Here is a 13,195-nt window from a genome sequence, read left to right on the forward strand (position 1 = left end):
AGCGTGAGCGCTTCTGGCTGGACGCGCCGCGGTCCGGTGACGCGTCGGGCCTGGGCCTGGCGACGGTGGACCATCCCCTCCTGGCCGCGGTGATCGCCGACCCGGACGGTGACGGCGTGCAGTTCTCCGGGTCGGTGTCGTTGCCGACGCATCCGTGGCTGGCCGACCACGCGATCGGCGGGACGGTGCTGGTCCCGGGAACGGCCTTCCTGGAAATGGCGGGCCAGGCCGCCGAGCAACTCGGATACGCCACGGTCGAGGAGCTCACCCTGCAGACGCCCCTCGTCCTGACCGGAACCGCCGCCGTCTCGATCCGGCTGACCGTCGATCGGGCCGACGCGCGCGGCGACCGCCGGTTCACGGTGTACTCGAGGACCGGCGACCAGCCGTGGACCGCCCACGCGGCCGGCTTGCTCACGTCCTTCGCCCCCGCGCCCGGGGTCCGGCTGGACCAGTGGCCCCCGGCCGGCGGCGTCGCCATCCCGCTGGACGGCGTCTACGACCGCCTCGAGGATCTGGGTTACGGGTACGGGCCGTCCTTCTCCGGCCTCCGTGCGGCCTGGCGTGCCGGGGACGACCTCTTCGCCGAGGTCGTGCTGCCCGGCCGGCTGCACGACGAGGCCGGTCGCTTCGGTGTCCACCCCGCATTGCTCGACGCGGCCCTGCACCCACTCGTCCTGGTGCTCGAGGCGGACCAGGACGGCAGCACCATCCGCCTGCCGTTCTCGTTCTCGGGCTTCGCGGTGCACGCGGTCGGCGCCACCGTGCTGCGGGTCCGCTGGACCCACACCGGTCCGGACACCGCGCGCCTCGTCGTCGCGGACGGGGCCGGCGCGCCGGTCGCGACGATCGGGGCGGTCTCCCTGCTGCCGATCGGCCGCGATCAACTCGTACCGGCCGGCCCGGCGGTTGAAAGCCTGTACCGCCTGGCCTGGACGCCGGTACCCACGGTCGAGCCCGTCGCCGAGCACCGGTGGATCCGAGTGGGTGAGGCGCCCTACGCCGGCCTGGGCGCGCTTCGTGCCGCCGTCGACGCCGGCCTTCCGGCGCCGGAGTTCATCGTGATCGGCGATCGGGAAGAGGCGGCCGATCTCCTTCCGCGGACCCACACGGCGGCGGTGCGCGGTCTGGAGACGGTGCAGGAATGGCTGACCGCGCCGCAGTTCGCCGAGAGCCGCCTGGTGTTCGCGCTGCCGGACGGCGCGCTGCACACGGCCGCGCTGGTGGGCCTGATCCGGGCCGCCCAGTCCGAGCACCCGGGCCGGCTGGTTCTGGCTCACCTCGACGAGGACGGGATGCGGCTGCTGCCGGCGGTGCTGGCGTCGGGTGAGCCCGAAGTCGCGGTGCGCGACGGTGAGCTGTTCGTGCCGAGGCTGGCCCGGACGACAGGTGCGACGGCCGGCGCGCCGGCTCTGGACCCGGAGGGCACGGTCCTGGTGACCGGCGGCCTGGGCACGCTGGGTCGCCTGGTGGCACGGCGGCTGGTCTCGCATCACGGCGTGCGGCACCTGCTGCTGGTGAGTCGCCGCGGCGGTGCGGCCCCGGGTGCCGCGCAGTTCGTGGCGGAACTGGCGGAGCTGGGCGCGCGGGCTTCGGTGGCCGCCTGCGACGTGTCGGATCTCGACGCGCTGGCCGGCCTGCTGGACGAGGCGACCGCCGAACGCCCGCTGACCGCCGTAGTGCACACGGCGGGTGTGCTGGACGACGCGACGATCGGGTCGCTGACGGCCGGTCACCTGGAACGGGTGCTGCGCCCCAAGGCGGACGCGGCCTGGAACCTGCACCTTCTCACCCGCGACCGTACGTTGTCGTCCTTCGTGGTCTTCTCGTCCATCGCCGGTCTCGTGGGCAATGCCGGCCAGGCGAATTACGCGTCCGCGAACACGTTCCTGGACGCTCTCGCCCAGTACCGCCGGGCGCGGAACCTGCCCGCCACCTCGCTGGCCTGGGGTCTGTGGGACAGCGATGAGGGCATGGCCGGCGGCCTCGGGGAGGCGGACGTCGCGCGGTGGAGGCGGAGCGGCGTCGTCCCGCTGGGACCGGAACGCGGCATGGCGCTGTTCGACGCCGCGCTCGGCTCGCCGGAGCCGCTGCTGGTACCGGCCGAGCTGGACCTGGCCGAGGGGACCGCTGTCCCGGCCCTGTACAGCGGCCTGGTGCGAGCGCGTCGCCGGCAGGCGGCGGGCGCCGACCCGGACACCGGTTCGTCCTGGGCCCGGCGGCTGGCCCAGCTCCCCGCGCAGGACCGGGCACAGGCAGTGCTCGACGCCGTACGGGAGACCGTGGCTCTCGTACTCGGATACGGGCCCGGCGTCGAGGTCGCCGCGGGCAGGGCGTTCAAGGATGCCGGTTTCGATTCGCTGACCGCTGTCGAGTTCCGCAACCGGCTCAACGAGCTGACCGGACTGCGGCTGCCGAGCACGCTGGTCTTCGACTCCCCGTCGCCGCAGGCGGTGGCGGACTTCCTGCTGGATCAGCTCCAGGCGTCCGGATCGGCCGCCGTCCCGTCCGTGGTCGCCCATGAGCTCGGGTCGGACGAGCCGATCGCCGTGGTCGGCATGGGATGCCGTTATCCGGGCGGGGTGGGTTCGCCGGAGGATCTCTGGCGGCTGGTGGCCGAGGGCCGGGACGCGATCGACGATTTCCCGGCGGACCGCGGCTGGGACGTGGAGGAGCTCTTCGACCCGGACCCCGAGAAGGTCGGCAAGTCGTACACGCGAAAGGGCGGATTCCTCTACGACGCCGCGGATTTCGACGCCGAGTTCTTCGGTCTGAGCCCGCGTGAGGCGGTGGCGACGGACCCGCAGCAGCGTGTGCTGCTGGAGGTGGCCTGGGAGGCACTGGAACGGGCGGGCATCGATCCCACCTCGCTGCGCGGCTCCTCGACCGGCGTGTACGCGGGCGTGATGTACAACGACTACGGATCGCGGCTGGGCAGTGCTCCGGAGGGGTTCGAGGGACATCTGCTGACGGGCACGATCGCGAGTGTGCTGTCGGGCCGGGTGGCGTACACCTTCGGCCTGGAGGGTCCGGCGGTGACGCTGGACACGGCCTGCTCCTCGTCGCTGGTGGCGGTGCACCTGGCGGCTCAGGCGCTGCGCCGGGGCGAGTGCTCGATGGCGCTCGCCGGCGGCGTGACCGTGATGTCGACGCCGAACACGTTCATCGAGTTCTCCCGACAGCGGGGACTGTCGCCGGACGGCCGGTGCAAGGCGTTCTCGGCGGCGGCGGACGGCACGGGCTGGGCCGAGGGCGCGGGCGTGCTGGTGCTGGAGCGGCTGTCGGACGCCCGGCGGCTGGGACACGACATCCTCGGCGTGATCAAGGGCTCGGCGGTCAACCAGGACGGTGCGAGCAACGGCCTCACCGCCCCGAACGGACCCTCGCAGCAGCGGGTGATTCGTCAGGCGCTCGCCAACGCCGGGCTGGCGGCCGCCGACGTCGACGCCGTGGAGGCGCACGGCACCGGCACCCGGCTGGGTGATCCGATCGAGGCGCAGGCGCTTCTGGCGACGTACGGCCGGGAGCGGTCCGGCGACCAGCCGCTGTGGCTCGGCTCCATCAAGTCGAACATCGGCCACACCCAGGCCGCCGCCGGTGTCGCGGGCATCATCAAGATGCTGATGGCGATGCGTAACGGCGAGCTCCCGGCGACGCTGCACGCGGCCGAGCCGACACCCGAGGTCGACTGGTCGGCGGGCACGGTGAGACTGCTGACGCAGACGCGGCAGTGGCCGGAACTCGGCCGGCCCCGTCGCGCCTCGGTGTCGTCGTTCGGGATCAGCGGCACGAACGCGCACGTGATCCTGGAGCAGGGGGCGGAGCCGGCCGTCGCCGGGGAGCCGGTCGTGGCGGGGCTGCCGGTGCTGGTGTCCGCCCGGAGCGAGGCGGCGCTGGCGGCCCGGGCGGGGCAGATCCGTGGACTGCTGGCCACGCCGGACGCGGACGCCGCGGCGGTTGCCGCGGCCCTCGCGACGCGGGCTCCGCACCTCCCGTACCGCGCGGCCGTCTCCGGTGCGGACCGCGACGAGTTGCTGGCCGGTCTGCAGGCGCTGGCCGCCGGTGCTCCCGCGACGAATCTGGTGCGGGGCACGGCCGTCGGCGCCGGCAAGACGGTGTTCGTCTTCCCCGGTCAAGGTTCGCAGTGGCCGGGCATGGCGCTCGAGCTCTCCGACTCCTCCCCGGTGTTCGCCGGGCGGCTGGCGGAGTGCGCGCGCGCACTGGAGCCGTTCACCGACTGGTCCTTGCTGGACGTGCTGCGCGGTGTGGACGGCGCCCCGGGCCTCGACCGGGTGGATGTGGTGCAGCCCGCGCTGTGGGCAGTGATGGTGTCGCTGGCGGCGCTGTGGCGTTCGCTGGGCGTCGAGCCGGACGCGGTGGTCGGTCACTCGCAGGGTGAGATCGCGGCGGCCGTGGTCGCGGGCGCACTGTCGCTCGAGGACGCGGCGAAGACCGTCGCGCTGCGCAGCCGCGCGATCGTGAAACTGGCCGGCACGGGCGCGATGGTGTCGGTGGCTCTCCCGGCCGACGAGGTTCGCGCGCTCATCGCCCGCTGGGACGGCGCGATCGACATCGCCGCACACAACGGCCCGAGCAGTACGGTCGTCTCCGGCGACCCGCAGGCGCTGGCCGAACTCGTCGCGCGAGGTGAGGCCGAAGGTTACCGCGCCCGCACCGTTCCGGTCGACTACGCCTCGCACTCGGCTCACGTCGACGCGCTCGCGGACGAGCTGCCGCAGCTGCTGGCCGGCGTCACGCCGCGTACCGGCGACATCAGGTTCTTCTCCACGGTCACCGGGCAACAGCTCGACGGCGCGGAGCTCGACGGCGCGTACTGGTTCCGCAACCTGCGCCGGACCGTCCAGTTGCAGGAGGCCACCCGTGCCCTGCTCGCCGACGGGCATCGCGTCTTCATCGAGGTCAGCGCCCACCCGGTCCTCACCTCGGCCCTCGGCGACACGGCGGACGAGGCCGGTGTCGGCGGCGTCGCCGTCGTCGGGTCGCTGCGCCGTGACGACGGCGGACGGGATCGCTTCCTGGCCTCGGTCGCGGAGGCACACGTGCACGGCGTGGCGGTCGACTGGCCGGCCGCTGCCGGGCGGCCCGGTGTCCCGGTCGACCTGCCCACGTACCCGTTCCAGCGGGAGCGCCGCTGGCTCGACGGGCGGCCGCCCGCCGGCGACGCGGGCGTTCTCGGCCTGGCCGCCGAGCGCCACCCGCTCATCGGTGCGGTGCTGCGGCTCGCCGACGCGGACAAGCTGGTCCTGAGCGGGCGGATCGCCCTGAACGGGCAGCCGTGGCTGGCGGACCACGCCGTGGCCGGCACCGTGCTCCTTCCGGGCGCCGCTTTCGTGGACCTCGCCATCCGGGCCGGAGATCACGCGGGTCTCGACCAGCTCGACGAGCTGACGCTGCAGGCGCCGCTGGTGCTCCCGGGTCGCGGCGCGGTGCAGCTCCAGGTCGTGGTCGACGCTCCGGACGAGCAGGGCCGGCGCGCCCTGTCGATCCACTCCCGGCCGGAGCCCGCGGCCGTCGACGCGCCGCCCGGCCCGTGGGTCCGGCACGCCACCGGAACGCTGGGCCCCGCGGAAACCCGTACGGAGCTGCCGGATGTCTCGGCCTGGCCGCCGGCCGGCGCCGAACCGGTCGATCTGGCGGCGGCATACGACACCCTGGCCGAGCGCGGCTTCCAGTACGGCCCGGCCTTCCAGGGCTTGCGGGCGCTGTGGCGCGCGGGGAAGGAGATGTTCGCCGAGGTCGCCCTGCCCAAGGACGTCGCTCCGGACGAGTTCGGGGTTCACCCGGCCCTGCTCGACGCCGCTCTGCATCCCCTCGCGCTCGCCGGGGACGGCGGGCTGGTGCTGCCGTTCGCCTGGACCGGCGTGCGGCTGTACGCGGCGAACGCCGGCGTGCTGCGGGTGCGGCTCACGCCGTACGGCTCGGGCAGCGCCTTGTTCCTCTTCGACGCGGCCGGTGCACCGATCGCGACGGTGAAGTCGCTCGGCCTGCGCCCGGTCGACCCCGCGCTGCTGACCGGCACGACCACCACGGCCCCACCGCTTCTCGAGGTGCGGTGGACGGCCGCGCCCGACGGCCCCGCGGTTACCCGGTGGGCCGTGCTCGACGGGTCCGGCGGCGGTCTGCCCGCCCCCGCGGGGACCTACCCGGACCTGTCCGGCATCGTCGAAGTCCCGCAGATCGTCGTCGTCCCCGTCGCCGGGGACGACGGACCGGGGGCTGTGGCGCACCGCGCCTTGCGGCTCGCGCAGGAGTGGCTCGCGGATGAGCGATTCGCCGGCGCGCGCCTGGTCTTCGTGACCCGCGACGCGACCACCGCCGGTACGGAGGCCGGCCTCGGCTCGGCTCCGGTCTGGGGCCTGATCCGCACCGCGATGTCCGAGCATCCCGATCGGTTCGGCCTGGTCGACGTGACCACCGGGACCCTCTCGGCGGACGAGCTGGGCCGGGCGCTGGCGGTCCCGGAAGCACAGGTGAGTCTCCGGGACGGAGCGCTGCTCGTACCGCGTCTGGTCCGGTCGCCCGCGACGCGCGACACCGTGCCGGCCCTGAACCCCGAGGGCACCGTGCTCGTCACGGGTGCGACAGGCACGCTGGGCCGGCTGTTCGCCCGCCACCTCGTCGCCGAGCACGGCGTGCGGCACCTGTTGCTGGTGAGCCGCCGCGGACACGAGGCCGCGGGCATGCTGGAGCTGGAGGCCGAACTCCTCGCCCACGGGGCCGAGGCGTCCGTGGTCGCCTGCGACGCCGCCGACCGCGCGGCGATCGCCGCGGTTCTGCAGGGCATTCCCGCCGAGCGTCCGCTCACCGCGGTGCTCCACACCGCCGGCGTGCTCGACGACGGCACGCTGCAAGCCCTGACGCCCGAGCAGCTCGACACCGTGCTGCGCCCGAAGATCGACGCCGCCCGGCACCTGCACGAGCTCACGGCCGACCGGCGCCTGGACGCGTTCATCCTGTTCTCCTCGCTGGCCGGTACGGCCGGCACCCCGGGACAGGCCAACTACGCGGCGGCCAACAGCTATCTGGACGCCCTCGCGCTGCACCGCCGGGCGCTGGGGCTGCCGGGCACGTCGCTCGCCTGGGGCCTGTGGGCGGACGACAGCGGGATGACCGCCCACCTGACCGACGCCGATCTGGCCCGGATGTCCCGCAGCGGCATCGCCGCGATGACCGGCGACCAGGGGCTGGCGTTGTTCGACGCGGCCCTGGCGACCCGTCGCCCCGTGCTCGTGCCGGCGCTGCTGGACTACAGCGGACTGCGCGGGCGCAACGAGGACGGCACGCTCGCCGCCCTCTTCCACGAACTGGTGCGCCCGGCGCGGCGCGTGGCGGCCGGCGAGCGGGCCGGTGCGAGCTCACTGCGGGAGCGACTGGCCGGCCTGCCCTCCCCGGAACAGGAACGCGTGGTGCTGGAGCTGGTTCGCGAGGCGGTCGCATCGGTGCTGGCGTACGCCGACGCCGACCAGGTCCCCGCCGACCGGGCCTTCAGCGAGCTGGGCTTCGACTCGCTCAAGGCGGTGGAACTGCGCAACCGCCTGAACGCGGCGTCCGGGCTGAAACTGCCCGCGACGCTGGTGTTCGACCACCCCGACGCGACCGAGCTGGCGCGCTTCCTGCGGGCCGAGCTCGTCGGTTCGGCCGCCGAAGTGGTGGCGGCCGCACCTGTCGTCGCCGCCGCGGACGAGCCGATCGCGATCGTGGCCATGGCGTGCCGCTACCCGGGGGAGGTCAGCTCGCCGGAGGAGCTGTGGAAGCTGCTGGCCGACGAGCGGGACGCGATGGGACCGTTCCCGGACGACCGCGGCTGGGATCTGGACGGCTTGTACGACGCGGACCCGGATCACCTGGGCACCTCGTACACCCGGCACGGCGGATTCCTCCACGACGCGGCGCGGTTCGATCCCGAGCTCTTCGGCGTGAGTCCGCGCGAGGCCACGGCCATCGACCCGCAGCAGCGCCTGCTGCTGGAGATCTGCTGGGAGGCGTTCGAGCGTGCCGGCATCGACCCGACCTCGCTCAAGGGCAGCCAGACCGGGGTGTTCGCCGGTGTCATGGCCAACGACTACGCCGCGCGCCTGAAGGACGCTCCCGACGCGTTGGAGGGCTACCTGGCGGTCGGCAGCACGGTCAGCGTCGCCTCCGGGCGCGTCGCCTACACCTTCGGCCTGCAGGGACCCGCGATCACCGTCGACACGGCCTGCTCGTCGTCGCTGGTCTCGATCCACCTCGCCGCCCAGGCGCTGCGCAACGGGGACTGCGCGCTGGCGCTGGCCGGCGGCGTGACGGTGCTGGCCGCCCCGACGCTCTTCGTCGAGTTCAGCCGGCAGCGCGGACTGGCCCCGGACGGCCGGTGCAAGTCCTTCTCCGCGCAGGCGGACGGGACGGCGTGGGCGGAGGGCGCGGGGGTTCTGCTGCTGGAGCGGCTCTCCGACGCACGGCGCAACGGCCGCCGGATCCTCGGCCTGGTCCGGGGAACGGCGGTCAACAACGACGGCGCGAGCAACGGTCTCACCGCGCCCAACGGTCCCTCCCAGGAGAGGGTGATCCGTCAGGCGCTCGGCAACGCGGGTCTGGCCGCGGCGGACGTCGACGTGCTGGAGGCCCACGGCACCGGCACCACCCTGGGTGACCCGATCGAGGCCCAGGCGGTACTCGCCACGTACGGGCGGGAACGCCGGTCCCCGATCCTGATGGGCTCGCTGAAGTCGAACATCGGACACTCCCAGGCCGCCTCCGGCGTCGCCGGCGTCATCAAAATGATCATGGCGATGCGGTACGGGATGGTCCCGAAGAGCCTGCACATCGACGAGCCCAGCCCGCACGTGGACTGGTCCGCCGGCCAGGTGGAGCTGCTCACCGCGGCGACGCCATGGCCCGAGGCCGGACGTCCGCGCCGGGCGGGCGTCTCCTCGTTCGGCATCAGCGGCACCAACGCCCACGTCATCGTCGAGCAGCCGCCGGCCGCGGAGACGGTCGCGCCGCCGGAGCCGATGCCGGTCGTGCCGCTGGTGTTGTCCGCGTACAACGAGGCCGCTCTACGGGCGCAGGCCGACCGGATCGGCGCGGTCCTCGCCGGGGCCGCGCACGAGGACCTGGCTGCGATAGGCGGCACGCTGGTCACCGGGCGCGCCGCGCTGCAGCACCGCGCTGTGGTGGTGGCCGCCACCGTCCCGGAGGCGGTCGGTGGGCTCCCGGCGCTGAGCGTGCGGGGCACGCCGGTGGCCGGCCGTACCGCCTTCCTCTTCACCGGCCAGGGCAGCCAGCGGCTCGGCATGGGCCGGGAGCTGTACGCCGTCTACCCCGGCTACGCCGAAGCCCTGGACGCCGTCTGCGCCGAGCTCGACCGGTGGCTGGAGAAGCCGCTGCGCGACGTTCTCTGGGGTGACGACGCCGCGCTGCTGGACCGGACGGATTTCGCCCAGCCCGCGCTGTTCGCCACCGAGGTGGCGCTCTACCGGCTCCTCGAAGGCTGGGGGATGCGGCCGGACTTCCTCGGCGGCCACTCGATCGGTGAGCTGGCTGCCGCGCACGTCGCCGGCGTCCTCCCGCTGGCGGACGCCGCGAAGCTCGTCGCGGCCCGAGGCCGGCTGATGCGAGCCCTGCCCGGTGGCGGAGCGATGCTCGCCGTCGAGGCCGGCGAGACGGAGGTGCTGAGGCTGATCGAGGGACGGGAGGACCAGCTGGGTATCGCCGCCGTCAACGGCCCCACCTCCGTGGTCGTCTCGGGCGACACGGCCGCCGTCGAGGCGGTCGGAGCGGAACTGGCCGCTCAGGGGCGGAGGACCAAGCGGCTGCGGGTCAGCCACGCCTTCCATTCCCCGCACATGGACCCGATGCTGGACGAGTTCCACGCGATCGTGAAGGAGTTCGCGTTCGCCCCGCCCACGATCCCGATCGTGTCCGCCTTGACCGGCAAGCCGGTCGTCGCCGAGGAGCTGACCACGGCGGAGTACTGGGTCCGCCACGTCCGCCAGCCGGTCCGGTTCCTGGACGCGGCCCGCGCGCTGCAGGCCGAGGGCGTCCGGACGTTCCTGGAGTTGGGCCCGGACGGCGTGCTCAGCGCCATGGGACAGGACTTCCTCGACGCGACGGCACTGCTGGCGCCGGTACTGCGCGCCGGGCGCCCCGAGCCGCACACCGTCGTCACCGCCGTGGCCCACGCCCATGTGCGAGGCGTTCCGGTCCGGTGGCGGGCCCTGTTCGGCGAGAACGCCGGCCGGAGCGTGGACCTGCCGACGTACCCGTTCCAGCGCCGGCACTACTGGCTCACGGAGGGGCCCGGTGGCGGCGACGTCACCTCGGCGGGGCTGGACTCCGCGCGCCACCCGCTGCTCGGTGCCGGAGTTCCGCTCGCGGATTCCGACGGTGTCCTGTTCACCGGCCGGGTCTCGGCCCGCAGCCACCCGTGGTTCGCGGACCACACCGTGGCCGGCATTCCGCTGGTGCCGGGGACGGCCCTGGTGGAGCTCGCCCTGCACGCGGGCGCCGAGGTCGGCTGCGAGCGGCTGGAGGAGCTGGTCCTGCAGGAACCTCTGGTCCTTCCGGAAACCGGCGCGCTCAAGCTGCAGATCACCGTGGGCGGCCCCGACGCATCCGGCCGCAGGTCGGTGGCCGTCCACTCCCGTGGGGACCAGGACGGCGACGCCTGGACCCGGCATGCCACCGGAAGCGTGGTGGCCGCCGTTCCCGAAAGCCCGGACCCCGAACCCGAGATGGCGTCCTGGCCGCCGGCCGGCGCCGAACCTCAGCCGGTCGAGGACCTGTACGACCGCCTCGCCGACCGCGGTTACGGCTACGGCCCGGCCTTCCAGGGACTCCAGGCGGCCTGGCGATCGGGTGACGACTTCTACGCCGAGGTGCGAGCGTCCGTCGACGCCGACGGGTTCGCCCTACATCCGGCGCTGTTCGACGCCGCGCTGCACGCGCTGTTGCTGGAGGACCGGGCGCAGATCCGGCTGCCCTTCTCCTTCGGCGGTGTGCAGGTGCCGGGAGCCGGGCGCGGCACGTTGCGGGTGAGGCTTTCGGCCGGTGCGGACGGCGCCGTCGCGGTTCGCGTCGCCGACGACACGGGACGGCTCGCCGCCACCGTCGAGGCGCTGACGCTTCGAGAGCTGCCGGCCGGCCACTCCGACCCGTACGTGTACGCGGTCGAACGAACCGCGGTGGACCTTCCCGCCACCGGCACCGGCACCGTCGCCGTGCTCGGCCCGGACGACCTCGCCGGGCTGCTGGCCGACGCCGCCGCCGTTCCCGACGTGGTGGTCCTGCCGGTACGACCGGCCACCCCGCAGGAGACCGCGCAGGTCACCGGCGAGGTGCTGACGCTGGTGCAGCAGTGGCTCGGCGCCGACACGCCACCCGGAGCGCGACTCACCGTGCTGAGCACCGGGGAACTGGGACACAGCGCGCTGTCCGGACTCCTGCGGGCGGCCGAGTCGGAACACCCGGGACGCCTCCAGCACGTGATCACCGACGGGCTGCCGGCCAGCGACGAATTGCGTACGGCGGCTCTCGCCGATCCGCGGCCGCAACTGGAGCTGCGCGCCGGCCAGGCGTTCGTCACCAGGCTGGCGAAGGCGCCGCAGCCGGTACGGCCTCCGGAGTCCGAGGACCGCTTCGACCCGGAGCGCACGGTGCTGATCACCGGCGGCACGGGCGCGCTCGGTGCCGTGGTCGCCCGGCATCTGGTGACCGCCCGTGGCGCTCGCCGGCTGCTGCTCACCAGCCGCCGCGGCGGCGCCGAGGACCTCGCGGCCGAACTGACCGCGCTCGGCGCCGAGGTGCGAGTCGCGGCCTGCGACGTTGCCGACCGGGACGCGCTGGCCGACCTGCTCGCCTCGATCCCGGGCGAGCACCCGCTCACCGCGGTGGTGCACGCGGCCGGCGTCGTCGACGACTCCACCGTGCAGGCCATGAGCGAGCAGAGCCTCGCCCGGGTCCTGCGGCCCAAGGTGACAGCCGCCTGGAACCTGCACGAGCTGACCGCCGGCCTCCCGCTGACCGACTTCGTTCTCTTCTCCTCGGTCGCCGGCCTGATCGGCAACGCCGGGCAGGCCAACTACGCCGCGGGCAACACGTTCCTCGACGCGCTGGCCGAGCACCGGCGTGGGGCCGGGCTGCCCGCGGTGTCCCTGGCCTGGGGCATGTGGGAGGGCGGCATGGCGAACGACCTGGGGCAGGCCGACCGGGCCCGGCTGATGCGTAACGGGGTGCTGCCGATGCCGGACGAGCAGGCGCTCACGGTGCTCGACATGGTCGTGGGCGCGGACTCCCGGCCGGTGCTCGCGCCCGTGGCGCTCGACCTCACCGCGCTGCGCTCGCTCGGGGACGCGCTGCCTGAGCTGTTCCGCGGCCTGGTGCGTACCGGGCGCCGAGCCGGACGGCGAGCCACGCCGGTGGAGGTCCCGCTGGCGCAACGGCTCGCGGGACTCGGCGAGGCGGAGCAGGAGGCGCTGCTGCTCTCCTTCGTCCGCGAGCAGGTCGGCATCGTGCTGGCCCACCCGGCGCCGCGGACCATCGACGTCCGGCGTGGTCTGCTCGACCTGGGCTTCGACTCGCTCACCGCGGTCGAGCTGCGCAACCGGCTCACTGCCGCCACCGAGCTGAGGCTGCCCAGCACGCTGGTCTTCGATCACCCGACCACGGAAGCCCTCGCCGCGTACCTCCGGCGGCAGCTGATCGGCGAGACGCCCGACCCCGTCCAGAAGGCACTGGACGATCTGGAGGCCGTCATCGCCACCGCCTCCGCGGAGACGGTCGCCGCGCGACTGCGCCGGCTGCTGCGGATGGTGGACGGCGGGTCCACCGTCGCGGCCCTCGATCTGGAAACCGACGACGACCTCTTCGCCGCCCTCGACAACGAACTCGGCAGGTAGACATGGACAACGAGCAAAAGCTGCGCGACTACCTCAAGCGGGCGACGTTCGAGTTGCGGGAGAGCCGTCAGCGCGTCCAGGACCTGGAGGAGCGCGCCCACGAGCCGATCGCGATCGTCGGCATGGCCTGCCGGCTGCCGGGCGGCGTCGCCACTCCGGACGACTTCTGGGACCTTCTGAGCGCCGGACGCGACGTGGTCGGCACCTTCCCCGACGGCCGCGACTGGGACCTGGAAAGCCTGTACGATCCCGATCCGGGCCGTCTCGGGACCTCGTACACCCGCGAAGGCGGTTTCCTG

The 13,195-nt window shown here is 74.0% G+C and carries 2 protein-coding genes; both read left to right on the plus strand.

Translation table 11 applies throughout. From position 1 onward, the window contains the following. Nucleotides 1-65 precede the first annotated feature (65 nt). Nucleotides 66-12,896, plus strand: coding sequence for a type I polyketide synthase (locus Asi03nite_RS36765; RefSeq protein ID WP_203685137.1), 12,831 nt, complete (start codon nucleotides 66-68; stop codon nucleotides 12,894-12,896). Between the two features lie 2 nt (nucleotides 12,897-12,898). Then, the coding region (locus Asi03nite_RS36770) for a beta-ketoacyl synthase N-terminal-like domain-containing protein (protein WP_203685138.1) at nucleotides 12,899-13,195 on the plus strand (297 nt) is incomplete at its 3' end.

The organism is Actinoplanes siamensis (assembly GCF_016862395.1).
Classification (GTDB): domain Bacteria; phylum Actinomycetota; class Actinomycetes; order Mycobacteriales; family Micromonosporaceae; genus Actinoplanes; species Actinoplanes siamensis.